At 59.6% G+C, this 24,933-nt stretch carries 19 protein-coding genes and 1 tRNA gene; 11 read left to right on the top strand and 9 right to left on the bottom strand.

Translation table 11 applies throughout. The features are described from left to right. Nucleotides 1–163 precede the first annotated feature (163 nt). The 4 genes from ppsA (at nucleotide 164) to ACNAZA_RS20340 (ending at nucleotide 5,726) form a co-directional block, all read left to right on the top strand. On the top strand, nucleotides 164–2,554 hold the full coding sequence (gene ppsA / locus ACNAZA_RS20355) for a phosphoenolpyruvate synthase (protein ID WP_415798327.1): 2,391 nt from the start codon (nucleotides 164–166) through the stop codon (nucleotides 2,552–2,554). A gap of 14 nt (nucleotides 2,555–2,568) precedes the next feature. Then, nucleotides 2,569–2,934: a DUF4212 domain-containing protein gene (locus ACNAZA_RS20350; RefSeq protein WP_415798326.1), complete on the top strand. Its 366-nt coding sequence runs from the start codon at nucleotides 2,569–2,571 to the stop codon at nucleotides 2,932–2,934. Continuing rightward, a complete protein-coding gene (locus ACNAZA_RS20345; RefSeq protein WP_415798325.1) occupies nucleotides 2,927–5,041 on the top strand; it encodes a VC_2705 family sodium/solute symporter in 2,115 nt (704 codons plus the stop codon). The genes ACNAZA_RS20350 and ACNAZA_RS20345 overlap by 8 nt, the downstream gene beginning before the upstream one ends. A gap of 190 nt (nucleotides 5,042–5,231) precedes the next feature. Beyond that, nucleotides 5,232–5,726, top strand: coding sequence for a hypothetical protein (locus tag ACNAZA_RS20340; protein WP_415798324.1), 495 nt, complete (start codon nucleotides 5,232–5,234; stop codon nucleotides 5,724–5,726). 81 nt (nucleotides 5,727–5,807) lie between these two features. Here ACNAZA_RS20340 and ACNAZA_RS20335 read toward each other — a convergent pair whose 3' ends face one another. The 5 genes from ACNAZA_RS20335 to dnaG all read right to left on the bottom strand — a co-directional run bounded on the left by ACNAZA_RS20335 (nucleotide 5,808) and on the right by dnaG (nucleotide 12,845). Further along, the gene (locus ACNAZA_RS20335; RefSeq protein WP_120966743.1) at nucleotides 5,808–6,161 is read right to left on the bottom strand and encodes an FKBP-type peptidyl-prolyl cis-trans isomerase; all 354 of its coding nucleotides are present in this window, start codon (nucleotides 6,159–6,161) and stop codon (nucleotides 5,808–5,810) included. A 134-nt stretch (nucleotides 6,162–6,295) separates the two neighbouring features. Continuing rightward, nucleotides 6,296–6,601, bottom strand: a complete 306-nt coding sequence (locus tag ACNAZA_RS20330; protein WP_120966744.1) for a winged helix-turn-helix transcriptional regulator — start codon at nucleotides 6,599–6,601, stop codon at nucleotides 6,296–6,298. Nucleotides 6,602–6,897: 296 nt separating this feature from the next. Next, a complete protein-coding gene (locus tag ACNAZA_RS20325; protein ID WP_415798323.1) occupies nucleotides 6,898–7,836 on the bottom strand; it encodes a ketopantoate reductase family protein in 939 nt (312 codons plus the stop codon). Between the two features lie 211 nt (nucleotides 7,837–8,047). Then, nucleotides 8,048–10,477: an RNA polymerase sigma factor RpoD gene (rpoD, locus tag ACNAZA_RS20320; protein ID WP_415798322.1), complete on the bottom strand. Its 2,430-nt coding sequence runs from the start codon at nucleotides 10,475–10,477 to the stop codon at nucleotides 8,048–8,050. Between the two features lie 274 nt (nucleotides 10,478–10,751). Further along, complete coding sequence (dnaG, locus tag ACNAZA_RS20315; RefSeq protein WP_415798321.1) at nucleotides 10,752–12,845, bottom strand: DNA primase; 2,094 nt, start codon at nucleotides 12,843–12,845, stop codon at nucleotides 10,752–10,754. A 636-nt stretch (nucleotides 12,846–13,481) separates the two neighbouring features. On the opposite strand from dnaG, the gene ACNAZA_RS20310 reads away from it, so the two are divergent. Beyond that, on the top strand, nucleotides 13,482–15,128 hold the full coding sequence (locus ACNAZA_RS20310; protein WP_415798320.1) for an acyl-CoA synthetase: 1,647 nt from the start codon (nucleotides 13,482–13,484) through the stop codon (nucleotides 15,126–15,128). A gap of 189 nt (nucleotides 15,129–15,317) precedes the next feature. On the opposite strand, the gene ACNAZA_RS20305 is transcribed toward ACNAZA_RS20310, so the two are convergent. The 4 genes from ACNAZA_RS20305 to ACNAZA_RS20290 all read right to left on the bottom strand — a co-directional run bounded on the left by ACNAZA_RS20305 (nucleotide 15,318) and on the right by ACNAZA_RS20290 (nucleotide 18,138). After that, a complete protein-coding gene (locus tag ACNAZA_RS20305; RefSeq protein WP_415798319.1) occupies nucleotides 15,318–16,115 on the bottom strand; it encodes a UDP-2,3-diacylglucosamine diphosphatase in 798 nt (265 codons plus the stop codon). 137 nt (nucleotides 16,116–16,252) lie between these two features. Beyond that, nucleotides 16,253–16,780 (bottom strand): peptidylprolyl isomerase, encoded by a 528-nt coding sequence (locus ACNAZA_RS20300; protein WP_415798318.1) that lies wholly within the window; start codon nucleotides 16,778–16,780, stop codon nucleotides 16,253–16,255. Nucleotides 16,781–16,848: 68 nt separating this feature from the next. After that, on the bottom strand, nucleotides 16,849–17,445 hold the full coding sequence (locus tag ACNAZA_RS20295) for a peptidylprolyl isomerase (RefSeq protein ID WP_415798317.1): 597 nt from the start codon (nucleotides 17,443–17,445) through the stop codon (nucleotides 16,849–16,851). A 126-nt stretch (nucleotides 17,446–17,571) separates the two neighbouring features. After that, nucleotides 17,572–18,138: a tetratricopeptide repeat protein gene (locus ACNAZA_RS20290; RefSeq protein WP_415798316.1), complete on the bottom strand. Its 567-nt coding sequence runs from the start codon at nucleotides 18,136–18,138 to the stop codon at nucleotides 17,572–17,574. Nucleotides 18,139–18,348: 210 nt separating this feature from the next. On the opposite strand from ACNAZA_RS20290, the gene cysS reads away from it, so the two are divergent. The 6 genes from cysS (at nucleotide 18,349) to ACNAZA_RS20260 (ending at nucleotide 24,478) form a co-directional block, all read left to right on the top strand. Then, complete coding sequence (cysS, locus tag ACNAZA_RS20285) at nucleotides 18,349–19,734, top strand: cysteine--tRNA ligase (RefSeq protein ID WP_415798315.1); 1,386 nt, start codon at nucleotides 18,349–18,351, stop codon at nucleotides 19,732–19,734. A gap of 54 nt (nucleotides 19,735–19,788) precedes the next feature. Then, nucleotides 19,789–20,631 (top strand): DNA-3-methyladenine glycosylase family protein, encoded by an 843-nt coding sequence (locus ACNAZA_RS20280; RefSeq protein ID WP_415798313.1) that lies wholly within the window; start codon nucleotides 19,789–19,791, stop codon nucleotides 20,629–20,631. Nucleotides 20,632–20,703: 72 nt separating this feature from the next. After that, nucleotides 20,704–21,681 carry an acetyl-CoA carboxylase carboxyltransferase subunit alpha gene (locus ACNAZA_RS20275; RefSeq protein ID WP_415798312.1) on the top strand — a complete coding sequence of 326 codons (978 nt, stop codon included), beginning with the start codon at nucleotides 20,704–20,706 and terminating at the stop codon, nucleotides 21,679–21,681. 313 nt (nucleotides 21,682–21,994) lie between these two features. Next, complete coding sequence (gene tilS / locus ACNAZA_RS20270) at nucleotides 21,995–22,972, top strand: tRNA lysidine(34) synthetase TilS (RefSeq protein ID WP_415798349.1); 978 nt, start codon at nucleotides 21,995–21,997, stop codon at nucleotides 22,970–22,972. A gap of 93 nt (nucleotides 22,973–23,065) precedes the next feature. Beyond that, nucleotides 23,066–24,331: an aspartate kinase gene (locus ACNAZA_RS20265; protein WP_120966758.1), complete on the top strand. Its 1,266-nt coding sequence runs from the start codon at nucleotides 23,066–23,068 to the stop codon at nucleotides 24,329–24,331. Nucleotides 24,332–24,385: 54 nt separating this feature from the next. Next, nucleotides 24,386–24,478: transfer RNA gene (locus ACNAZA_RS20260), tRNA-Ser, on the top strand. Nucleotides 24,479–24,933 lie beyond the last annotated feature (455 nt).

Here is a 24,933-nt window from a genome sequence, read left to right as displayed (position 1 = left end):
CGGCCTACAATGGCGCCCATTATTCCCAATTTCAACCCATGCTCGTTGACGGTCAACATCCAGAACAGCAAAGCACTGCCTTGATGCAGCGTGGGTTCGCGTCGCCTGGCCATTCAGCCCAGGCCTCGCAAGCGTGCCGGTTTTTAACCTTTGGAGCTTTCCCATGTCTCAACTGTTCGAAGCGACCGCATTAGTCGTTCCGTTTGAAAAACTGAGAATGACCGACGTCGAGTCGGTCGGCGGCAAGAACGCCTCGCTCGGCGAAATGATCTCGCAACTGCCCCAGGGCGTGCGCGTGCCAACCGGTTTTGCCACCACGGCCCACGCTTTCCGCGAGTTCCTGGCCTTTGAAGGCCTGGCAGGCAAGATTTCCGCCAAGCTGGCTGCTCTGGATGTGGACGATGTCCGTGCCCTGGCCGCTGTGGGCGCCGAAATCCGCGCCATGGTGGAAAGCCAGCCTTTCCCTGCCGATCTGGAAGCCGCCATTCGCGCCGACTTCATCACGCTGCAAGCCGGCAACGAAGCCGCTTCGTTTGCCGTGCGCTCTTCCGCTACCGCAGAAGATCTGCCTGACGCCTCGTTTGCCGGCCAGCAGGAAACCTTCCTGAACGTGGTGGGCATCGAAGACGTGCTGCACAAGATGAAGGAAGTGTTCGCGTCGCTGTACAACGACCGCGCCATCTCTTACCGCGTGCACAAGGGCTTCGAGCACGATGTGGTGGCCCTTTCCGCCGGCGTGCAGCGCATGGTGCGCTCCGACCTGGGCGCAGCCGGTGTGATGTTCACCATCGACACCGAATCTGGCTTTGAAGAAGTGGTGTTCATCACTTCCAGCTATGGCCTGGGCGAGACCGTGGTGCAAGGCGCCGTGAACCCCGACGAGTTCTATGTGCACAAGCCCATGCTCAAGGCCGGCAACAAGGCGCTGATCCGCCGCAATCTGGGCTCCAAGCTGATCCAGATGGAATTTGCCACCGCCGAAGAAAAAGCGGCGACCGGCAAGCTGGTCAAAACCACCGACGTGGCTCCCGAGCTGCGCAACCGCTATTCGCTGACCGATGCCGACGTGGAGCAACTGGCCCGCTACGCCCTGGTGATCGAAGAGCATTACGGCCGCCCCATGGATATCGAATGGGGCAAGGACGGCACCGACGGCCACCTCTACATTCTGCAGGCGCGCCCCGAGACGGTGAAGAGCCAGTCCAAGGGCCAGGCCGAGCTGCGCTACAAGCTCAAGGGCACGGGCAATGTGTTGGCCGAAGGCCGCGCCATTGGCCAGAAGATCGGTACCGGCCCTGTGCGCCTGGTGTCCGACATCTCCCAGATGGACCAGGTCCAAGCCGGCGATGTGCTGGTGACCGACATGACCGACCCCAACTGGGAGCCGGTCATGAAGAAGGCATCGGCCATCGTGACCAACCGTGGCGGCCGCACCTGCCACGCCGCCATCATTGCGCGCGAGCTGGGTATTCCTGCCGTGGTGGGCTGTGGCAATGCCACCGAGCTGCTCAAGGCTGAAACCCTGGTGACCGTGTCCTGCGCGGAAGGCGATACCGGCAAGATTTACGACGGTCTGATCGAGACCGAAGTGACCGAGGTCAAGCGCGGCGAAATGCCTGCCATCAAGACCAAGATCATGATGAACGTGGGCAACCCCCAGCTGGCATTTGATTTTGCCCAACTGCCCAACGAAGGCGTGGGTCTGGCCCGTCTGGAATTCATCATCAACAACAACATCGGCGTGCACCCCAAGGCCATCCTGGACTACCCCGCCGTGGCTCCCGACCTGAAGAAGGCCGTGGAATCCGTGGCCCGCGGTCATGCCTCACCCCGTGCCTTCTACGTGGACAAGGTTGCCGAAGGCGTGGCCACCATTGCCGCCGCTTTCTGGCCCAAGCCCGTGATCGTGCGCATGTCGGACTTCAAGTCCAACGAATACCGCAAGCTCATCGGCGGCAGCCGCTACGAGCCCGAGGAAGAGAACCCCATGCTGGGCTTCCGCGGCGCGGCGCGTTACATCTCCGCCGATTTCGGCGAAGCCTTCAAGATGGAGTGCGAAGCCCTGCACCGCGTGCGTGAGGAGATGGGTCTGACCAACGTCAAGATCATGATTCCTTTCGTGCGTACCCTGGGTCAGGCCAAGCGCGTGACCGAGCTGCTGGCCGAAAACGGCTTGAAGCGTGGCGAGAACGGCCTGCAATTCATCATGATGTGCGAAGTGCCTTCCAACGCCATCCTGGCTGACGAGTTCCTTGAGTACTTCGACGGCTTCTCCATTGGCTCCAACGACCTGACCCAGCTGACCCTGGGCCTGGATCGCGACTCCGGTCTGGAACTGTTGGCTGCTGACTTTGACGAGCGTGATCCCGCGGTCAAGAAGATGCTTGAGCGTGCCATCAAGGCCTGTCTGGCCCAGAACAAGTATGTGGGCATCTGCGGCCAAGGCCCTTCGGACCACCCCGACTTCGCCAAGTGGCTGGCCGATGAAGGTATTTCCTCCATCTCGCTGAACCCCGACAGCGTGGTCTCCACCTGGCAGAAACTGGCTGAGTAAGCCGGCCCATCGTCATGCCGACGCAGCGAGCGCCTGAAGGTCCGCATGACGACTTGGCCAGGGATGCTTCCCTGGATGCCTACGGCAACCCGGTAGAAGCACCGCTTCCGCCGCGGTTGCACGATACACACCACCTGAGATTGAAAGCCTTGCTGCTGACGATCTGGGTGGTGTTTTCTTTTGGCATCATCTATTTCGCCCGTGACCTGCAGGCCATGATGCCGGGCAAGCCCACAGCCTACTGGATGGCGGCCCAAGGGGCGATCCTGATGTTTCTGGTCATCATCGTGGCTTACTGTGTGGCCATGGATCACCTCGAACGCCAGGCTGCGCGGGACAAAGCCGCCATGCCAGCCGACTCTTCCTCGCCCCATGCCTGAGCGGGCTGTTCTGAGCCGCGCCTATCACTGGCGCCTGCACCGCATTCTGTTTTTGTATGTGCTCGGCGTTCTGGGCTTTTTGTGGGCCATGTTCTGGGCGGAAGACCAGGGCCTGTCGCGCCACTGGATAGGGCCCATCTTTCTGTTTTGCACTGTCATGGCGTATGCGGCCATTGGCGTGTACTCACGCACCAGCAATGCCGAAGAGTATTTTGTGGCTGGGCGACGCATACCCCCGTTCTACAACGGTATGGCCGCAGCGGCCGACTGGATGAGTGCGGCTTCCTTCATCAGCCTCTCGGGTGCCTTGTATCTGCAGGGGTTTGCCGGCACTGCGGGCCACGCCGGCGGGCTGGCCTATGTGCTGGGCTGGACGGGTGGCTTTTGCCTGGTGGCCATGCTGATCGCCCCTTATCTGCGGGCCATGAATCTCTATACCGTGCCCGATTATTTTCAGGTGCGTTTCGGCGGGCGCTGGCCGCGCGTCATTGCAGCGCTGGCCGCCATGACATGCTCATTCACTTATGTGGTGGCCCAGATTTACGGTGTGGGTCTGATTGCCTCCCGTCTGACCGGAGTGCAGTTCGAGATAGGCATCATGCTGGGCCTGGGCGGCGTGCTGCTGTGCTCGTTTCTGGGCGGAATGCGCGCCATCACCTGGACCCAGGTGGCTCAGTATGTGGTCATGCTGCTGGCATTTCTGATTCCGGTCTCCTGGCTGGCCTATAAGCAGCTGGGCACACCGCTGGCCACGGCGGCCTATACCCAGCAGCTGGGCAAGATTGCCCAGCTGGAGCAGCAGCTGCTGCATTCGCCGGCAGAGCAATCGGTGGTGGATGCCTACCGCTTGAGGGCGCAGGTGCTGGAATCCAAGCTGCGTGATGTGCCCACGGTGCTGGCCACCGAGCGCCAGGCCCTGACCGAGCATATTCGCGAGCTGCGCACCAGCAGCGGCAATGTGGGCGCCATCATGGCGGCCAGCCGCGAGTTGGCCGCCATGCCCAAGGATGAGGCGGCGGCCCGCGAACGCTGGACACGGGAGCTGAACGAGACCTATGAGCGCGCCAGGCCGTTGGGCGGCATTCCCCTGCACAGCCTGCCGTTCACCGGCGATCCACATGGCACGCCCGAGCAGCAGGCCGAGTATGAGGACAGTCGCCGCAATTTTCTGGCCCTGATGTTCTGCCTGATGGTGGGCACGGCCGGCCTGCCGCATTTGCTCACGCGTTACTACACCGTACCCACAGTCTCGGCGGCGCGGGCATCGGTGGCCTGGACGCTGTTTTTTATCGGAATCCTGTATCTGAGCGCACCGGCCTTGGCTGTGATGGTCAAGTTTGAAGTCATGAACAATCTGGTGGGCACGCACTTCGATGCCTTGCCCAACTGGATTGCGCAGTGGTCGCGCGTCGATGGCTCGCTTTTGTCGGTGGAAGACATCAACGGCGACGGTATTTTGCAGTTTGGCGAGATTCGCATGGGGGCCGACCTCATCATGCTGGCCACGCCCGAGCTGGGCGGTATGCCCTATGTGGTCTCCGGTCTGGTGGCCGCAGGTGGCCTGGCGGCAGCCCTGTCCACTGCCGACGGCCTGCTGCTGACCATCAGCAACGCACTGGTGCGTGATCTGTATTTTCAGGAGCGCCAGTTCAGCCGCGTCAACGAGCATGTGCGCCTGCGGCGCTTTTCGCCGGAGCGGCGCGTCATCCTCTCCAAGTTTGCGCTGCTGCTGGTGGCCCTGTCTGCAGCCTTTGTGGCGGCGCGGCGCTCGTCCGATATTCTGCCCATGGTCTCGGCTTCGTTTTCCCTGGCTGCCTCGGCTTTTGTGCCTGCCATGGTGCTGGGTATTTTCTGGCGCGGCACCACCCGTCGTGGAGCGGTGGCGGGCATGCTGCTGGGGCTGGCGGTCACCTTGTACTACATGCTGTCCCATGTGACTGCTCTGCAGACCATGCTGCCCGAGGCCTTGCGCAGCCCCGGTCTGTGGTGGGGCATACAGCCGATTTCGGCCGGCGTCTTTGGTGTGCCCATCGGCTTTGTCGTGACCTGGGTGGTCAGCAGGCTGGAGCAGCGCCGGATTTCAGAAAATCAAGTTATCCGCTCTTAAAAGTGAAGCGCTTAGCGATTGATGGGTAACGGCTTTACTTGATTCTGAGGCTGAAAACTGATTGACCAAGCGTAAATCGTGAACTATTGCAGGCGCTCGGCGGATGTGCTGTGTCAATCGTTGAAGGTAAACCCGGTTTGCAATGCAGGGCTCTCATGCGACTCTTGGTCGTTGAAGAGAAAGAGTGATCATGTACTTTGTCAAAACGGCGCAAGGCCAGCAGGCGTTCAAGGAGCGGCACCAGGATTTTGCTCAGCGTCTGCGTTCGGCTTTTTTGTTGTTTGACGGCAAGCGCAGTCTGAACCAAGTACTGGAGGCTACTGCTGCCATGGGCGTGACGCAGGCAGATGTGATGAGTCTGGTGGACAAGGGCTGGCTGCAGCTGCCCGATGTCGCAGCTCCCGGCCTGGCACCGGCGGCCGTGGCGCAGCCGTCAACTTCGGCCTTGCTGGAGTTTGCCCTGCCTGTCACGGATGAAGAGCAGGCCAGGCGCCGCTATCAGCAGGCCTATCCCTTGGCAGTCAGTCTGACGAGCAAGCTGGGACTCAAGGGATTTCGCTTGAATCTGGCCGTAGAGGCCGCCATGGGCTATGCGCAGTTGGTGGAGCTGGCTCCCCGTATCCGTGACGCTACTGGCGACAAGGCTTATGCGGCGCTGCATCAGGCACTTTTTTCCCAGGAGTGAGGGCATGGTCGGGTGGCGCCCCTAAACAAAAAAGCGGCTCTAAAGCCGCTTTTTTGTCGAACGCTATGACAGCGCAGGCGATCAGAGTGCCAGCAGTTCCACATCAAACTTCAGTGTGGCATTGGGAGGAATCACGCCGCCGGCGCCACGGGCGCCGTAACCCAGTTCGGAAGGGATCAGCAGGGTGCGCTGGCCGCCGACCTTCATGCCTTGCACGCCTTCATCCCAGCCCTTGATCACCATGCCGGCGCCCAGGGGGAAGACGAAAGGATCGTTGCGGTCCTTGCTAGAGTCGAACTTGGCGCCTTGCACGCCATTGTTGTAAAGCCAGCCGGTGTAGTGCACGGTCACGGATTGGCCGGCGCGGGCTTCGGCACCTTCGCCCACAACTGTGTCTTCGAATTGCAGGCCAGAGGCAGTGGTATTGAAAGCCATGATGGTTTTCCTTTCAGCGCAAATGCAGAAAAAATGATGGAAAAAAGGGCCGGCCAAGCATGCTTGGGGCCCTGGAAGACAAAGGTTCAAGGCAGCCCCTGCCATGCAGGTCGTTTGCCTATTAAACCCTGAAATTATTTCTTGGCGCGGGCAGCAACCCAGCGGTTGGCAAAGGCTTGTACGTCCGACAGGCGCTTGAGCAGGTCCTGACCGGCCAGGGTGACTGTGTAGCCGTCGGTGCCGTGTTCCAGCAAGCCGCATTCACGCAGCTCCTTGATACGGGTGTTCAGTGTGTTGGGGGTGATGCCGCCAACGCTGTCTTGCAGCAGTCGGAAGGTCTGGGGATGGCCGTCCCGCAGGGCCCACAGCACGCGCAACGCATATCGGCATTCGAGTTTCTCGAACAGCTGGTTGATGGCGGCGTTTTCCTTGGAGCTCATGGACGCTTCTCCTTGCGCAAATTGTGTTGTTGAGCCGTACGCACTTGTCTGCGCACAGTGCTACGTCTTTCAGAGACTATAGCGTTTAAATGATTTTGCTACAAGTTTAGTAGCTCCAAATCTACAACCGCAACGCGCTGGGGTCACAAACTTCATAAAGCCTGTGGAAGTGTTGCTGGCTTGCCACGAAAGCCGGGGTTTGTCTGCAGAGCGCGCTCAACTCCCGGGCGCGCAGGAATCCTGGTGCGAATGGCTGGCTTGAGAGCAGTCGAAAGACTGCGCCAAGCCGCGCCGTTCTATTGGCTTTTGCCGATCTGAACCATATTGACCAGAACCTGCAGCAGGCGGTTGGCCGGCGTGGCAATGCCCAGGGCCTGACCACGTCGCACCACATAGCCGTTGAGGTGATCGATCTCGCTGGGCTTGCCGCGCGCCACGTCACGCGCCGTCGATGAGAGCTGGCCGGGCATGGTCTGTGCAATCGCTTGCACGGCAGCATCCACGCTGGCTCCAAGCACCAGCCCATCGGCCGCAGCAACCGATTTGCATTCGGCCACGATGTCGGCAATCACGCTGTTCACGCCCGCTTGCTCAACCAGCCAGCCATAAGGCTGCTGGGTGAGGGCGGACAGGGCGTTGTAGCTGCAATTGATGATGAGCTTTTGCCATAACTCGGCGCGTACATCGGGCGAGACCGTGGTGGCAATGCCTGCCGCGCCAAAGGTTTTGACGATTTCGGCGGCTTTGGGGTTGGGTGCGATGACCAGCTCGCCGCGTCCGAAATGGCGCACGTGGCCGGGCGCTTCCATACCGGTCGCCACATAAACCGCCACGGCGGCAGCGGGGTTGCGTTCTCCCAGCACGCTGCGAGTGCGTTCGTCGTTGTCTACGCCATTTTGCAGGCACAGCACCACGGTCCCTGCGGCCAGATGAGGCTTGATCTGCTCGGCGCTGGCCTCGGTATCCGTGGACTTGACGCACAGCAGCACCACATCGGCACCGGCCACAGCGCTGGCATGGGTGCTGGTGTGCATGGAGATGAAACTGTCTTCGCTGGCGGTTTGCAGGCGCAGGCCTTGTGCGGCAATGGGCTGCATATGGCTTTCTCGGCCAATCAGGGTCACGCGGTTGCCCGCACGTGCCAGCAGGGCGCCGAAGTAGCAACCCACGGCGCCCGCCCCCATGACGGCGATGGTCAGTGGCTTGTCTTGGGTGTTCAACACGGAATCTTGCACGGCATGTCCTCAGGCCTTGGGGTGTGGCAGATAGGGGGTGAAACGGGTCCTAGCATAGCCAATGTATTCATGCGGCAGATCTCAAGCGGCTTTCAAATAATGGATGAGCTGTTGCAGGCTGCATTTGATGCGATGGACGTAAAAAAGCCCTGAGCTTTTGCAAGCTCAGGGCTTTGGGCGATGGCCGCAGCAAGCGACGGCCATGCGGTTTTTACAGCGAATCGATGAAGCTGCGCAGCTTGTCGGAGCGGCTGGGGTGCTTCAACTTGCGCAGCGCCTTGGCTTCGATCTGGCGAATGCGTTCACGCGTCACGTCGAACTGCTTGCCCACTTCTTCCAGCGTGTGGTCGGTGGACATTTCAATGCCGAAACGCATGCGCAGCACCTTGGCTTCGCGCGGCGTCAGGCCGTCGAGGATGTCCTTGACTACATCGCGCAGGCCGGCTTGCATGGCAGCGTCGATAGGCGCGGTGTTGTTGCCGTCCTCGATGAAGTCGCCCAGATGAGAATCGTCATCGTCGCCGATGGGGGTTTCCATCGAAATCGGCTCCTTGGCGATCTTCATGATCTTGCGGATCTTGTCCTCGGGGATTTCCATCTTGGCCGCCAGGATGGACGCATCGGGCTCGAAACCAAACTCTTGCAAGTGCTGGCGCGAGATGCGGTTCATCTTGTTGATGGTCTCGATCATGTGCACCGGGATGCGGATCGTGCGGGCCTGGTCAGCGATGGAACGCGTGATGGCCTGGCGAATCCACCAGGTGGCATAGGTCGAGAACTTGTAGCCGCGACGGTATTCGAACTTGTCCACGGCCTTCATCAGACCGATGTTGCCTTCCTGGATCAAATCCAGGAATTGCAGGCCGCGATTAGTGTACTTCTTGGCAATCGAGATCACCAGGCGCAAGTTGGCCTCGATCATCTCTTTCTTGGCGTCGCGGCTGGCGCGTTCGCCATTGTTCATGCGCTTGTTGATGCTCTTGAGCTCGTCCAGCGGCACGACCACGCGAGATTGCAGGTCGATCAGGTTCTGCTGCAGCTCTTGCACGGGCGGAATATTGCGTTCCAGCACGGCGCTATAAGGCTTGCCGGCATTGGCGTGCTTGACCACCCATTGCAGGTTCAGCAGATTGGGCGGGAAGTCCTTGATGAACAACTCTTGCGACATGCCGCACTTGTCCACAATGATCTTGCGCAGCTCGCGTTCCTTCTTGCGCACGTCATCGACCTGGGCGCGCACCAGATCGCAGAGCTTCTCGATCGTCTTGGCGGTGAAGCGGACGGTCATCAGCTCTTCGGTGATGGCTTTTTGCACCTTCATGTATGCAGGGCCGCCGTAGCCGTCCTTGTCATACACCTTGTGCATCTTGTCGAAGAGCTCGCGCATGGAGTCGAAACGGCGCAGCGCTTCGTTCTTGAGCTCTTCCAGCTTCTTGGTCAGGGCCTTGGAGCCGCCCTTGCCGTCGTCGTCGTCTTCTTCGTCGTATTCGTCGAAGTCTTCTTCGGCCACGTAGTCATCGTTTTCGTCGGCATTGACGAAACCATCAACCACGGTGGAGATGACAACCTTGCCTTCGCGGATTTCCTCAGCCATGGTGAGGATTTCGGCGATGGTCGCAGGAGAAGCCGAGATGGCTTCCATCATGTCCATCAGACCGCCTTCGATGCGCTTGGCGATTTCAATTTCGCCTTCGCGCGTCAAGAGCTCCACGGTACCCATTTCGCGCATGTACATGCGCACGGGATCGGTGGTGCGGCCGAATTCCGAGTCCACGGTAGACAAAGCCGCTTCGGCTTCTTCTTCCGCTTCTTCTTCGGTGGTAGCCGACTGACCGGTGTTGTTCAGCAGCAGGGTTTCGGCATCTGGTGTCTGTTCATACACAGCCACGCCCATGTCGTTCAACATGGAGATCACCACTTCCAGCGTTTCGGCATCGACCAGCTTGTCGGGCAAGTGGTCGTTGATTTCGCTGTGGGTCAGGTAGCCGCGGGTCTTGCCCAGCTTGATCAGCGTCTTCAGACGCGAACGGCGGGTAGACATTTCCTCTTCGGTGAGGATGGTTTCGTCCAGGCCGAATTCCTTCATCAAGGCGCGTTCCTTGGCCTTGCTGATCTTCATGCGCAGAGGCTTGACCTTCTCGGTCGGAGTGGTCGAAGCTTCGGTCGTCACTTCCTCTTCGACGTCGCCTTCCAGATCGCTGTCGATATCCGACAGGTCTGCATCGTCCATGCCGTCATCGGCTTCCTTGGCCTTGGGCTTGCGGCCGCGCTTGGCAGGTGCTTTATCTGCAGCTGCGCTCTCGACTGCGGCTGCCTTCTTGGCAGGAGCTGCAGCCTTCTTGGCGGCGGGCTTCTTGGCCGCAGGGGCTGCGGCGTCGTCGCCGTCGGCGGCTTTCTTGCGACTGCGCTTGGGCGCTGCTTCGGCAAGCAGCGCGTCGGCCATGGCTTTGAGTTCGGCTTGTGACTTTGTAACCACTGTGGTTTCTTTCTTGGCTTCGACCGCCTTGGCGGTGCTCTTCTTCGCAACCGTCTTGGCGGTCGCCACCTGCTCGGCAGCTGCGGAAGCGGAAGTTTGAGAGGTCTTGGGCTTGGCGGAAGCTTCGGGGGCCTGCTTGGACTTCACGGACTTTGACACGGGCATGAACACCTCTTACGGTAGCGAACACACACAAACACACAAAGGGAAACGGAATAACAAACAAACGCCGTCTAAGCTGGCGCGTGGGAAGACATGGGTCTACCCTTGGGAATATCTCTTCTTGGCAAGAGTTTGGGCGAACATTTGGTATGCAGTCCTTGCGGAACAATGGGCCATGCAGTTGCTGCCAACACGTGATGTCTTCACGGGGCCCGGGCCGGAGGTGCTGCTGTCGCGCTTGCCAATAACCCTCTAATTATACCCATTCCTGGGAATGTCAAGAGCTGGAAGGCAAATTTCTCATTTGCTGATCCAGGGTCTGTTGGCGGGCATACAAATCACGTAGACGCTGGGTTGCACTGGGGTCGGTGCTCATGGACTGGATGGTCTGCGTGATCTGCTGTTTGATGTGCTCGATCAGAATGCGATTGAGCACGCCGCGCAACTCCACCCGCAGCTCGTCCAGTTCGCCTTCGGGCTGGGCGTGGACGCTGTTCATGAGCTTTTCAGCCAGCGGCTGCTGCGGCAGCCCCTTGAGCTGTTCGCGTAAAACCGCCCAGGAGCGTGGCCCTGATTCGGTGAACTGGGCTTCCAGCCAGCGAAACAGGGCGCCGTGGGCTTCGGTGCTGTGGGTCAGGGCGTCAAAGTCTTCATGGGTCAGCTCTTCCATGAACTCCATATGGGCCATCAACAAGCGCGCGGCCTGATCGGTGCGGGTGCCCGGTGTGACACGCGGACCCAAGGGCGGCGGATTCCATTCGCTGCCCTTGTTACGTCCCCAGGGCTTTTTGTCGCGACCAAAACCCTGCTGGCGATTGCCGCGCCATCCGCTGCTTTGCCCGTAAGCGTTCTGCCCCGCGCCTTGGGGAGCGGAATGGTTGCTGAACCCCCCTTGGCTGTAGCCAGACGGCGGGTAATCGGGGGCAGGCGCTGACAGGCCGCCCATATCGCTCCAGCTGCCGCCATGTTCCCATGCCGGAGGTGCGTCCCAGGCGGGAGGCTGCTCGCCGAGAGGGGGGGCATCATGGGCTGGCGTTGCGGCGGTGCGCGGGCGCGCTGGCGCGGTGCGGGCCGCTTCCTTGGCCCAGATTTCTGAGAGATCGCGGGAGTCCAGCTGTGCCAGCGCTGCAATTTCGCTGAGCAACTGGCGCTTGAGCACCCCGTCGGGCAGCAACGACCACAGCGGTCGGGCATTGCTGGCCATATGGGCGCGACCTTCGGTCTGGCCCAGGTCGCAGCCATCGCTGGCGGCTTCGATCAGAAAGCGGCTCAGCGGCGTGGCATCGCCAACGTAGCGGGCAAAGGCTTCGCTGCCGAACTCGCGGATAAAGCTGTCCGGGTCATGCTCGGCAGGCAGAAACAGGAATTTGATGCTGCGGGTGTCGGTGGCCAGAGGCAGGGCTGCATCCAGCGCCTTGCGCGCAGCACGTCGTCCGGCGCCGTCACCGTCAAAGCTGAAGACCACGGCCTCGGTAAAGCGAAACAGCTTTTGCACATGGTCCGGCGTGCAGGCCGTGCCCAAGGTGGCCACGGCGTTGGCAAAGCCCAGCTGGGCCAGAGCCACCACGTCCATATAGCCTTCGGTGACGAGGGCGTAACCCATGTCGCGCAAGGCCTGACGGGCTTCAAACAGCCCATACAGCTCGCGACCCTTGTGAAAGACCGGGGTTTCGGGGGAGTTCAGGTATTTGGGCTTTTCATCGCCAAACACGCGCCCGCCAAAGCCTATGCATTCGCCTTTGACATTGCGGATCGGAAACATCAGCCGGTCGCGAAAGCGGTCGTAGCGGCGCTTGTCTTCTTCGCTGACGATGACCAGGCCGGATTCTTCCAGCTGCGGGTTGTCGTACTCGGGGAAGACACTGGCCAGGCCATGCCAGCCGGCTGGGGCATAGCCCAGGCCGAAGCGCTTGCAGACCTCGCCGGACACGCCGCGCTTTTTGAGATAGTCGATCGCATGCTGCGCAGTTTTGAGCTGCTTGCGATAGGAGTCGCCGGCTTTTTCCAGTACGTCGGTGAGCGTGGCCTGCTTTTGTTTTTGCTGGGCCTGGCGTTCGCGCTCGGCGGGGCTGATGTCGTCCTGCGGCACCTGCAGGCCGACCTGGTTGGCCAGATCCTGTACGGCTTCCACAAAGCCCATGCCGGCATGCTCCATCAGAAAGCCGATGGCATTGCCATTTTTGCCGCAGCCAAAGCAGTGAAAAAACTGTTTGCTGGGGCTGACGGTGAAGGACGGCGATTTTTCGCCATGAAATGGGCACAGGCCCATGAAATTGGCGCCGCCTTTTTTGAGCTGCACGTAGCGGCCCACGATGTCGACCACGTCGACGCGCGAAAGCAACTCTTGGATGAACGATTGAGGAATGGCCACCTGTGTATTTTGCCTTGCTTGGGCAAAACTTCGGGCTGTCAGGGTCTGAGGACTGATGGAGTACCCAAAAAAGAAGCCTGTGCCCAAAACAGGCACAGGCTTGGTCTCCAGATGCCCGGAACTTTGCCGGACTCTCCTCTAAAAAAGTCTCCTCCTCCACAGTCTTGAACGGGCATCAAGCCTCGCGAGCCGTCTGACGTGTCTCCGGCTTTCAACAAGCCCTGTCAGTGCGCTTCGGCAGCCACGCGCTCAAAACATGTCGGCATTCTAAGAGTGAATTGACAGGCTTGCAGACTGCTCAGTCAGATAAATGATGTCTTATAGATGACTTGCATGGAGACTGCGATCTTTGGGTATGGGTGGTTTCAAATTATTTTGTTTAAGTATTTGATTGTTAAAAGTTTTATTGAATTTCAGAACTTGCTGAATACATTGATGCGGATGAATGACCTAGTGCGGCAGTTTGGATTGATCTGCAGATGGCCCCCGGTTTCAGGGTGGCCTAACTGCTGTCTGCATGTCTGTGGCTGAACTGGTTCGCACGGCGCCAGGATCAGGCCGCAACAGGCGAGTGGGCTGCTAGGTTGTAAGTTTGCCGGGCGGCAAAGTGCGCTACAAGACGGGCAGGAGACAAATATGACCAGCCCATACGATCAACATCTGGAGCGCAACCGCGCCAACTACGCCGTACAAAGCCCTTTGGGCTTTATTGCCCGCACCGCCGAGGTCTATCCGCAGCGCCTGGCCATCATCCATGGCGAGCTGCGTCAAACCTGGGGGCAGACCTATGCGCGCTGCCGCCAACTGGCCAGCAGTCTGCAAAAAGCCGGCATAGGCAAGAACGACACGGTGGCCGTGATCCTGCCCAACACGCCGCCCATGGTGGAGGCACACTTCGGCATTCCCATGTCGGGCGCCGTGCTCAACACCCTCAATACCCGGCTGGATGCCGAAACCCTGGCGTTCATGCTCGATCACGGCGAAGCCAAGGCCTTGATCGTGGACCCGGAGTTTGCCGGCGTGATCGCCAAGGCGCTCAAGCTGCGCCAGAGCAAGCAGCCTTTGCTGGTGATACAGGTGGAAGACGCGCTGTATGGCCCGGCTGCCGAGCAGGTGGGTTCTGTTGACTATGAAAGTTTTGTGGCCCAAGGCGATGCCCAGTTTGACTGGCAGCTGCCGGCGGATGAGTGGGATGCGATTGCGCTGAACTACACCTCGGGCACCACGGGCAACCCCAAGGGCGTGGTCTATCACCACCGCGGGGCTTTCAACAACGCGGTGAGCAATGTGCTGGAGTGGGACATGCCCAAGCACGCGGTCTATTTGTGGACGCTGCCCATGTTTCACTGCAACGGCTGGTGCTTTCCCTGGACGGTGGCGGCCCGTGCCGCGGTCAATGTCTGCCTGCGCCGGGTGGAAGCACAAGCGGTTTTCGAAGCCATTCGCCAGCATGGCGTCACGCATTACTGCGGCGCGCCGATTGTGCACAGCTTGCTGGTCAATGCTCCAGCGGCTTTGAAGGAAGGCATTCCCGCCGGAGTGAAGGCCATGGTGGCGGGCGCTGCGCCTCCGGCTTCCATGATTGAAGGCATGGAAGCCATGGGTTTTGACATCACCCATGTCTATGGCCTGACGGAAACCTATGGCCCGGCCACGGTCTGCGCCAAGCACGACAGCTGGGATGCGCTGGAGATTGGCGAGCGCGCGCGCCTCAACTCCCGCCAGGGCGTGCGCTACCACCTGCAGCATTCGGCCGCGGTGCTCGATCCGGAAACCATGGAGCCCGTGCCGCATGACGGCCAGACCATGGGCGAGATCATGTTCCGGGGCAATATCGCCATGAAGGGCTACCTCAAGAACCCGCAGGCCACGGAAGAGGCTTTTCGCGGTGGCTGGTTTCACAGCGGCGATCTGGCCGTGCAGCACCCGGACGGCTATATACAGATCAAGGATCGCAGCAAGGACATCATCATTTCGGGCGGAGAAAACATCTCCTCCATCGAGGTGGAGGATGTGCTCTACCGCCACCCCGCCGTGCTGGCGGCGGCCGTGGTTGCCATGCCGGACGCTAAGTGGGGCGAAACGCCTTGCGCTTTTCTGGAGTTGAAGGCCGGTGCCGAGACCACGGCCGAGGAGATTGTGGCCCATTGCAAAAAGCACCTGGCGGGCTACAAGGTGCCGCGCGCCGTGGTGTTTGGCGAGCTGCCCAAGACCAGTACCGGCAAGATTCAGAAGTTCGAGCTGCGCAAGCAGGCGGGCTCCGCCTCGGCCATCAGCGGCTAAGCGCTTGCCCTGCAAGCAAAAACGCCCGGGCTAAAAGGCAGTGGGCGTTTTTCATGGCGTGATTGATTCATGGATTTGATAGCGGCTTGCGCACTCTATTCATAGAGTTTGGCTTGAATTCATTCATAAATCTATGAATGGCAGGCGCTGCAAGCTATCAAATAAATAGTGCAGGCGAGCTGGTCGGGCTCAAGCCTGATCGGGCGCCAGGCGGTGCCAGCCTTCTGGCGTCACGCGCAGCACTTCGGCGCGCCGCGTGTGTTCATCGATATGCCAGTCGCTGAGCACAATGCGCCAGTGCTCTTTGCCCAGAGCATGGTCTGCAGGCTGATGTGTATGGCCGTGTATGAACCAGGGCGCATCGGCGGCCTGCATCCAGGTGGCGGTCATGGCCGCATCGGCATCGGCATAGGGCGCGCCAGACTGTTTGCGCATCTCGCTTTCGCTGCGGGCCGATTTGCCCAAGGCGCGGCGCGCGGCCAGCGGCTGGGCCAGCACCTGTTGCCGCCAGGCGGCAGAGCGCGAGAGGGCGCGGAATTGCTGGTACTCCACATCATCAAGACATAGCGCGTCGCCATGGCTGAGCAGGATGGCCGGACCGGCCCACTGCAGCACGGTAGGGTCGGCAAGGCCCGTCATGCCACTTTGGCGCAGAAATTCCTCGCCCACCAGAAAGTCGCGGTTGCCGACCATGAAGAACAGCGGGCGTTTTTGAGCTGCCGCGCGCAGCACGGCCGCGCATTCGGCTTCGAAACTGCCGCTTTCATGCAGGGCATCGTCGCCCACCCAGACTTCGAACAGGTCGCCCAGAATGAAAACGGCATCGGCCGTGGTGCGGGTCAGATAGTCGCGCCAGGCCTGCACGGTCTGCGGCTCCGAAGGCTGCAGGTGCAGGTCTGAAATGAAATCGACCGTGCGCCAGTTCGGCGCACCTTGTAGCTGCGCCACTTGGGGGGCGGTCTTGCGGGGATCTGAAGAGTCAGTCATGGGGTGAAAGTACGCAGCCTTGAAACGGTAACGGCCCCGAGCGGGAGGCGGCAAGCAAGAGCCGCCCCGCAGCGAGGCCGTCGTCCCCTTCCGCGAGCGGGAGGGGGTAAGGCGCGCAGCCGCGCCTCAGAGGGTGATTACAGGGCCACAGCCTTGTCGATCACCACGGCGTCGAAAGGCACGTCGTCGTGGAAGCCCTTGCGAGTGGTGCGCACCTTCTTGATGGCGTCGACAACTTCTTCACCCTTGACCACCTTGCCGAACACGGCATAGCCCCAGCCTTGGGGTGTGGGCGAGGTGTGGTTCAGGAAACCGTTGTCCACCGTGTTGATGAAGAACTGGCCTGTAGCGCTGTGTGGGTCGCTGGTGCGGGCCATGGCCAAGGTGTACTTGTCGTTCTTGAGGCCGTTCTTGGCTTCGTTCTCGATAGGAGCCTGGGTTTCCTTTTGCTTCATGTCGGGAGTCATGCCGCCGCCCTGGATCATGAAGTTCTTGATCACGCGGTGGAACACGGTGCCGTTGTAGAAGCCGCTGTTCACGTAGTTCAGGAAGTTTTCGGTGGACTTGGGGGCGTTCACGGCGTCCAGCTCGATGGTGATGACACCGGGAGTGGCGGTTTCAGCCACGTTGATGGTGATGTGCAGTTCGACTTGAGGATTGCTCATGGCAGTGCTTTCTATGGAAATGAGGAGATGGCTGCCGCGCAGGCCTTGCGGCGCGCGGCACAAAGCGATTATTTGATTTCGGTGACCGAGATAATTGTCACCGGCGAAGTAGGCACATTTTGGTGCATGCCGCGGTTGCCCGTAGGCACGGCACGGATTTTGTCTACGACCTCCGTGCCCTTGATTACCTTGCCGAACACGGTGTAGCCATAGCCGTCGGGCTTGGGCGCGTTGAGCATGTCGTTGTTCACCACATTGATGAAGAACTGCGAGGTGGCGGAGTTGGGGTCGCCGGTACGCGCCATGGCAATGGTGTATTTATCGTTCTTCAGGCCGTTGCCGGCCTCCAGCGGCACGGGGGCGCGGGTCGGCTTTTCTTTCATATTGGCGTCCATGCCGCCGCCTTGAATCATGAAGCCATCCATCACGCGGTGAAACACCGTGCCTTCATAGTGCTTGTCGCGCACGTACTGCAGAAAATTCGCCACCGTCTTGGGCGCCTTGGCTTCGTTGAGCTCCACCACGATGTCGCCCATAGTGGTCTTGAGCTGCACCTTGGGTTGGGTCTGGGCCAGAGCGGGGACTGCAAAAATACTAGCGGTAAGCGCAATCGCTGCAAGCGATAGCGTGGCATTTCTGCGTGTTTTTTGAGTGGTGTTCAACATCAAGTCATCCAGAGAAGCTGCAGCACCACCGGGGTGGCGCTGGAGTGGGAGAGTCAAGGCAGGCGACTGGGCGCATCAGAGCTTGCGGCCGGGCTTGCCTTGTTGACGATATTTTTGTCGCCAGCCCTATTTGCTGGCAGCAGGCGCTTTTTCAACTGCGGGTGCCACAGATGTTGCAGGTTGCAGCAATTGCTGCAGCAGCGTCATCTTGGGGCGCAGGTCTTTGACGCGGCCGCCCTTGGCCTGGGCCTGGGCGTAGGACTGATAGGCCAGGCGTGCATAGATATCGCCCAGATTCTCATGGGCTATTGCATAGTCCGGGTTGTTGCGCACGGCGCCTTCCAGCGCGCTGCGGGCCTTGTCCAGATCGCCCTGGCGGGCGTAGATCACGGCCAGGTTGTTGTAAGGCTCGGGCAGTTCGGGGTATTCCTCGGTCAGCTGGCGCAGGGCGGTGACCGCCTCTTCGGTCTTGCCGTCATCGGTCAGCGCAATGGCGCGCAGAAAGCGCATTTGCGGATCGCGGGTATTCTTGGCCAGATAGGCATCGGCTTTTTGCAATGCCTGCTGTGTTTTTCCGCTCTTGAGCAACTGGGCAATATCGGAGTAATCGTCTGCGTAGGCGCTGCCAGCGGCCAGTGCGGCCGACAGGGCCAGCAGGCGAGCTGCCGAGCGAAACAAGTTGCTTACGGGCATGTAGGTGCTTTCAGTACACAGCAAGGACACCCTTGCAGTGCGGGCTTATACTGCGGGGAATTGTAGCTGAGGGGTGTACAGGGCGAGGGAGCCTGTCCGGGGTGTTGAAAAAGCGTCCGGAACCTGCATCTTTCAGCATCAGGGAATGGCGGGCCTACAAGAACAACGAGTTGCTGGCGCTGCCGCCCATACTCCCCCATATAGAAATTCATGAGTTTGCGTATCTACAACACGCTGTCGCGTGCATTGGAAGCGTTTTCGCCGCTGGAACCTGGCCATGTGCGCATGTACGTCTGCGGCATGACCGTGTACGACCTGTGTCACCTGGGCCATGCACGTTCCATGGTCGCGTTCGACGTGGTGCAGCGCTGGCTGCGTGCCAGTGGCCTGAAGGTCACCTATGTGCGCAACATCACCGACATCGACGACAAGATCATCAAGCGCGCGGTGGAAAACGGTGAAACCATCCGTAATCTGACCGATCGCATGATCGACGCCCTGCACCAGGACGCCGATGCCCTGGGTATCGCGCGTCCCGATTTCGAGCCTCGCGCCACGGAATACGTGCCGCAGATGCTGAGCATGATCGGCACGCTGCAGAGCAAGGGTCTTGCCTATCAGGCGGGCAACGGCGATGTGAACTATGCGGTGCGCAAGTTCAAGGGCTACGGCAAGCTCTCGGGTAAGTCGCTGGACGAGTTGAACGCCGGTGAGCGCGTGGCCGTGGCCGATGGCAAGCACGATCCCCTGGATTTTGTGCTGTGGAAGTCCTCCAAGGTGGATGAGCCCGCCGATGTGAAATGGGCCAGTCCCTTTGGCGAAGGCCGCCCGGGCTGGCATATCGAATGCTCGGCCATGGGCTGCGCCTTGCTGGGCGAAAGCTTCGACATCCATGGCGGTGGCGCGGATCTGCAGTTTCCCCATCACGAAAACGAGATCGCCCAGAGCGAGGGCGCGACCGGCAAGCCGTTTGCCCAGACCTGGATGCACAACGGCTTCATCAATGTGGACAACGAGAAGATGTCCAAGTCCTTGGGCAACTTCTTCACCATCCGCGATGTGCTTAAGGAATACGACGCAGAAACCGTGCGCTTCTTCGTGGTGCGCAGCCATTACCGCAGCCCGCTGAACTACTCCAATGTGCACCTCGACGATGCGCGTGGAGCGCTCAAGCGCCTGTACACCGCGCTGAGCCTGGTAGCGCCTGCCGAGGTGCAGATTGATTGGGCCGAGCCCCATGCCGCGCGCTTCAAGGCTGCGATGGATGAGGATTTCGGTACGCCCGAAGCGGTGGCCGTGCTGTTCGAGCTGGCTGCCGAGGTCAATCGCAGCCAGTCTCCGCAAGTGGCGGGACTGCTGAAGGCGCTGGGTGGCGTGCTGGGTCTGCTTCAGGACGTGCCGCAGAGCTTTCTGCAAGCCGGTGCTGCCGGTGTTGATGCTGCAGCCATCGAGGCGCAGATTGCTGCCCGTGCCGAGGCCAAGGCGGCCAAGAACTGGGCCGAGGCCGATCGCATTCGCAAGGCTTTGCTGGAGCAGGGCATTGTGCTCAAGGACTCGGCAGCGGGCACGACCTGGGAGGCAGCCCCCAAAGGCTGATCGCTTGCCCATGTCGTGTTTCAAAACCAATGTGCCCAGAGCACAAGAGGCGGTATGAGCGCTGCCAAGCATCTGGACACCATGGAGTTCGAACAGCTGCCTCTGGTGGCTGATCTGCCCGTGCCCATGGGGCCCGCGGCTCCGTTGCCTGTCATGCCTTTGGGCACCGCAGCGGGCAAGACTGCGCCCGTGCCGGCGGCTTCGGCGGCTGCTGCGAATGTGGCGGCCAAGGCGGCTGCGGCATCCAAGATTCATCTGACCTTGCCCGAAGGCGTGCCGGCTTACTGGGCCGATGCCTGCCGTCAGCTGATGCGGCGCGACCGGGTGCTCAAGCGCCTGATTCCGCAAATCAGCAACCAGGCGCTGCTGCCGCGCGAGCAAAGTCGCGATGAGGCGTTTGCCACGCTGGCGCGTTCGGTGGTCGGACAGCAGATTGCGGCCAAATCCGCTAAGACACTGTGGAATAAATTTGGCAAATTGCCTGCGCAGATGACGCCTGAGCTGGTGCTCAAGCTCAAGGTGGACGATATGCGTGCAGCCGGTCTTTCGGCGCGCAAGGTGGACTATCTGGTAGATCTGGCGCTGCACTTCACCGAAAACCGTCTGCACCAGGATGAGTGGAATGAGATGGGTGACGAGCTCATCGTGGCCGAGCTCATGGCGATCCGTGGCGTCAGCCGCTGGACGGCCGAGAATTTCCTCATCTATTACCTGCGGCGGCCCAATGTGCTGCCGCTTGATGATGCCGGTTTGATCAAAGGCATCTCTCAGAATTATTTTTCGGGTGATCCTGTCAGTCGCAGCGATGCCCGCGAAGTAGCCGAGGCTTGGAAGCCGTGGTGCACGGTGGCAACTTGGTATATTTGGCGCTCGCTTGAGGCGCAGCCTGTGGCTTGATGACACCCGTTCTCTGGCCGGTTTGCCTGCACAAAGCGTGCATTGCAACAGGCTGGGACAAGGAGAAATACGTTGGCGAAAAAGAACTTTCTGGATTTTGAGCAACCCATTGCCGAACTCGAAACCAAAATTGAAGAACTGCGTTATGTGCAGACCGAAAGCGCAGTTGATATCTCGGAAGAGATCGAGCAGCTCAGTAAGAAAAGCCTGCAGCTGACCAAGGATATTTACAGCGATCTGAGCCCTTGGCAGATCACCAAGATTGCCCGTCATATCGAGCGTCCCTACACGCTGGACTATGTGCGCGAGTGCTTTACCGACTTTGTCGAAATGCACGGCGATCGCCATTTCTCGGATGACCAGTCCATCGTGGGCGGTCTGGCGCGCTTTAACGGCATGCCCTGCATGATCCTGGGTCATCAAAAAGGCCGTGATACCAAGGAGCGCACGCTGCGCAACTTCGGCATGACACGGCCCGAAGGCTATCGCAAGGCCTTACGTTTGATGAAGACGGCCGAGAAGTTCAAGCTGCCCGTGTTCACCTTTGTGGATACGCCCGGCGCCTTCCCTGGCATTGACGCCGAGGAGCGAGGTCAGTCCGAAGCCATCGGCCGCAACATCTACGAAATGGCCCAGTTGCAAACCCCCATCATCACCACCATCATCGGTGAAGGTGGCTCGGGCGGTGCGCTGGCCATTGCCGTGGCCGATCAGGTGCTGATGCTGCAGTACTCCGTGTATTCCGTGATCAGCCCCGAAGGCTGTGCTTCCATCTTGTGGAAGACCGGCGAGAAGGCGCAAGAGGCGGCCGATGCCATGGGCATTACCGCTCACCGCCTGAAGGCTCTGGGCCTGGTGGACAAGATCGTGAGCGAGCCTGTGGGTGGCGCGCACCGCGATCCCAAGCAAATGGGTGCCTTCCTCAAGCGTGCCCTGGGTGACGCCTACCGTCAGCTCGCCGACCTGAAGCCCAAGGAGCTGCAGGATCGTCGCTATGAGCGCATCTCCAGTTATGGCCGATTTGCCGATACCAAGGCCGAAAACCGCTGATCAGCATCTGCTCTTTAAAAACAATGGCTCCTATCCGGGAGCCATTTGTTTTTGTGGTGCTGGTTTGCTATTTTATTAATAGCTTGTTGTGCAACCTGTACCTGAGATTTAGGTTGATTTAGATGTGTTCTGATTCAAATGAAAGCGTGAGCCGCTATCAAGCTTGAAGTGCATTGCTTCATCGTGCCTAGGTTAGATTTGCCTTCTCGAATATTTTGAAAAAGCTGCGTGTGCGTCTGGTGCCGTGGCTGCAAGAACCGTGACTTCATTGCCGACGCCTTCTTTATTGCCCCGTACCTCAGCCCAAGCGCAGATGCAGGCGGGTGCGCATCTGGTGGATGTGGCAATGCGTGACTTCCATCCGCCCTTGCCTGTAGCAGTGGGCTTTAGCGGTGGCGCCGATTCCACGGCCTTGTTGCTGAGCTGTGCCCAGCGCTGGCCTGGGCAGGTGAGGGCGATTCATGTGCACCACGGTTTGCAAGCCGCTGCGGATGGTTTTCAGGTTCAGTGCGAAAAACTATGTGCTGCGCATGCCATCCCGCTCAAAGTCTGTGCCATCGATGCGCGCCATGCCCCCGGCCAAAGTCCGGAAGATGCGGCGCGCCAAGGGCGTTACGAGGCTTTGATCCATGCGGCTCAGCAAGTTTGGATTGATGCGCAGGGGCGGCCGCTTTCACCCGTGCAATCCATGGCTTTGGCCCAGCATGCTGATGATCAGGTGGAGACCTTGCTGTTGGCGCTTTCTCGGGGGGCGGGTGTGGCAGGGCTGGCGGCCATGCCCTCGCGCTGGCAGCGGGCGGGTCTGGAATGGTTCAGGCCATTGCTGGCGGTGCGAGGCCAGGCTTTGCGTGACTGGCTCACGCTGCGTGCCCAGGATTGGATTGAAGACCCGAGCAATACCGATACCGGCTACACACGTAACCGCATCCGAGCCCAGTTGCTGCCGGTGCTGGAGCAGGCTTTTCCCCAGTTTCGTGCCACGTTTGCACGCAGCAGCGCCCATTGCGCACAGGCGGCTCAGCTGCTGGAAGAGGTGGCGGTGGCCGACCTGGTGGCGGTTGGGGTGCCGCCACGCATCAAGGATTTGCAGTCGCTCAGTCAGGCGCGTCAGGCCAATGTTCTGCGCCATTGGTTGCGCAGCGTACATGCCACAACGCCTACGGCGGCGCAGCTTTCCGAGCTCATGGCGCAGTTGGGCGTTTGCACTACGCGAGGGCACCGTATCCATATCAAGGTGGGGCGTGGCTATGTCGAACGCCAGGGGCTTGTGCTCGATTGGTACAATTTCTAGGTTTTGGTTTTTACTTTGTACGAAAACCGGCGGCGCGCCAAAACCCTTGTGACCTGCGCCGTGGCAAGCAGTTTCGTCACCCTTTAGTATCCAATGGCACTGATCGTTCATAAATACGGCGGCACATCGATGGGCTCGACAGAGCGCATTCGCAACGTTGCCAAGCGCGTGGCCAAATGGGCTCGGGCAGGTCACCAGTTGGTGGTCGTGCCCAGCGCCATGAGTGGCGAAACCAACCGTTTGCTGGGTCTGGCCAGCGAACTGGCTCCCAGCCCTGCCAAGAATTCGTACTACCGCGAACTCGATATGCTGGCCGCCACTGGCGAGCAAGCTTCGTCGGCTCTGCTGGCGATTGCTCTGCAGGCCGAAGGCGTGGAGTCGGTGAGCTATGCCGGCTGGCAAGTGCCTGTGCGCACGGACAGCAGCTTTACCAAGGCGCGCATCGAGTCCATCGATGACAAGCGTGTGCGCGCTGATCTGGATGCTGGTCGTGTCGTCATCGTCACAGGCTTCCAGGGTATTGATCCCGAAGGCAATATCACCACGCTGGGTCGTGGCGGTTCCGACACTTCCGCTGTGGCTGTGGCTGCGGCTCTGAAGGCGGCCGAGTGCCTGATCTATACCGATGTGGATGGCGTCTACACCACCGACCCTCGTGTGGTGCCCGCTGCCAAGCGTCTGGGCACGGTGAGCTTTGAGGAAATGCTGGAAATGGCCAGCCTGGGCTCCAAGGTGCTGCAGATCCGCTCCGTCGAATTCGCTGGCAAATACAAGGTGCCCATGCGCGTGCTCTCCAGCTTCACGCCCTGGGATATCGATCTGGAAGAAGAAGCCAAGTCCGGCACGCTGATTACTTTTGAGGAAGACGAAAAAATGGAAAAGGCAGTCGTATCCGGCATCGCTTTCAACCGTGGTGAAGCCAAGATCTCCGTGCTGGGTGTGCCGGATACCCCTGGTGTGGCGGCTGCCATCCTGGGTCCCGTCGCTGATGCCAACATCGAAGTCGATGTGATCATTCAGAACATCTCCAAGGACGGCAAGACCGACTTCTCCTTCACTGTCAGCCAAGGCGACTACCAGCGTGCCATGGATCTGCTGCGTGAAAAGGTGGTTCCTGCTCTGGGTGCAAGCGAAGTGGTGGGCAATCCCAATATCGCCAAGGTCAGCATTGTTGGCATCGGCATGCGCAGCCATGTGGGCGTGGCATCCACCATGTTCCGCACGCTGAGCAAGGAAAGCGTGAACATCCAGATGATCTCCACTTCCGAGATCAAGACCTCTGTTGTCATTGATGAGAAGTACCTGGAACTGGCCGTGCGCGCACTGCACACTGCCTTCGGTTTGGACAAGAGCGAATAATTTTCGCAAGTTTCCAAAAGTAGCCAGAAAAGCTGTTTACAATAGCGTCATTCTGGAAACGTGACCGAGTGGCCGAAGGTGCTCCCCTGCTAAGGGAGTATGGGGTGTAGAGCCTCATCGAGGGTTCGAATCCCTCCGTTTCCGCCAGATCTAAAAAAAGACGATCGCAAGATCGTCTTTTTTATTGAAGGGCTTGCGAAAGCAGGTTGATCTAGACTTTGAGTTGTTTACAGGGCTTTTGTCTTGTGTACAATGCAAGGCTGCACTGAGCGAATCGCATGATTTGCTGGTCACCAAGAGATTGAGAATTCTTCCTCTGGTTGATAAAACAGTGCTACAATGCAAGGCTTCGCTGATCACAGCAAGCAAAGAAATGGAAGCCGGTTTAGATTGGTTTTTGTTCTCGGATCCTTAACAAGATACAGCCGATAAGCGTGGGCGTTTGATGGCAAGCAGCCAAGTTCTTTAGAACTAAATCAAGCGCTCATGGAAATAGAAGTGAAGTTCACTTCAATTCCGTTTTTATGAGTGAGTCGCAAGACTTTAAATTCAAGATCGAACTATAGAGTTTGATCCTGGCTCAGATTGAACGCTGGCGGCAT

This window comes from Comamonas aquatilis (assembly GCF_965139575.1).
GTDB classification, from domain to species: domain Bacteria; phylum Pseudomonadota; class Gammaproteobacteria; order Burkholderiales; family Burkholderiaceae_C; genus Comamonas; species Comamonas aquatilis.
This window is presented reverse-complemented; position numbering and strand designations above follow the sequence as displayed.

Bases quoted from the DNA above. Each gene is read 5' to 3' on its own strand.
- ppsA (WP_415798327.1), top strand. From the start codon at position 164: ATGTCTCAACTGTTCGAAGCGACCGCATTAGTCGTTCCGTTTGAAAAA.
- ACNAZA_RS20350 (WP_415798326.1), top strand. From the start codon at position 2,569: ATGCCGACGCAGCGAGCGCCTGAAGGTCCGCATGACGACTTGGCCAGG.
- ACNAZA_RS20345 (WP_415798325.1), top strand. From the start codon at position 2,927: ATGCCTGAGCGGGCTGTTCTGAGCCGCGCCTATCACTGGCGCCTGCAC.
- ACNAZA_RS20340 (WP_415798324.1), top strand. From the start codon at position 5,232: ATGTACTTTGTCAAAACGGCGCAAGGCCAGCAGGCGTTCAAGGAGCGG.
- ACNAZA_RS20335 (WP_120966743.1), bottom strand. From the start codon at position 6,161: ATGGCTTTCAATACCACTGCCTCTGGCCTGCAATTCGAAGACACAGTT.
- ACNAZA_RS20330 (WP_120966744.1), bottom strand. From the start codon at position 6,601: ATGAGCTCCAAGGAAAACGCCGCCATCAACCAGCTGTTCGAGAAACTC.
- rpoD (WP_415798322.1), bottom strand. From the start codon at position 10,477: ATGCCCGTGTCAAAGTCCGTGAAGTCCAAGCAGGCCCCCGAAGCTTCC.
- ACNAZA_RS20310 (WP_415798320.1), top strand. From the start codon at position 13,482: ATGACCAGCCCATACGATCAACATCTGGAGCGCAACCGCGCCAACTAC.
- ACNAZA_RS20305 (WP_415798319.1), bottom strand. From the start codon at position 16,115: ATGACTGACTCTTCAGATCCCCGCAAGACCGCCCCCCAAGTGGCGCAG.
- ACNAZA_RS20300 (WP_415798318.1), bottom strand. From the start codon at position 16,780: ATGAGCAATCCTCAAGTCGAACTGCACATCACCATCAACGTGGCTGAA.
- ACNAZA_RS20295 (WP_415798317.1), bottom strand. From the start codon at position 17,445: ATGTTGAACACCACTCAAAAAACACGCAGAAATGCCACGCTATCGCTT.
- ACNAZA_RS20290 (WP_415798316.1), bottom strand. From the start codon at position 18,138: ATGCCCGTAAGCAACTTGTTTCGCTCGGCAGCTCGCCTGCTGGCCCTG.
- cysS (WP_415798315.1), top strand. From the start codon at position 18,349: ATGAGTTTGCGTATCTACAACACGCTGTCGCGTGCATTGGAAGCGTTT.
- ACNAZA_RS20280 (WP_415798313.1), top strand. From the start codon at position 19,789: ATGAGCGCTGCCAAGCATCTGGACACCATGGAGTTCGAACAGCTGCCT.
- tilS (WP_415798349.1), top strand. From the start codon at position 21,995: ATGCAGGCGGGTGCGCATCTGGTGGATGTGGCAATGCGTGACTTCCAT.
- ACNAZA_RS20265 (WP_120966758.1), top strand. From the start codon at position 23,066: ATGGCACTGATCGTTCATAAATACGGCGGCACATCGATGGGCTCGACA.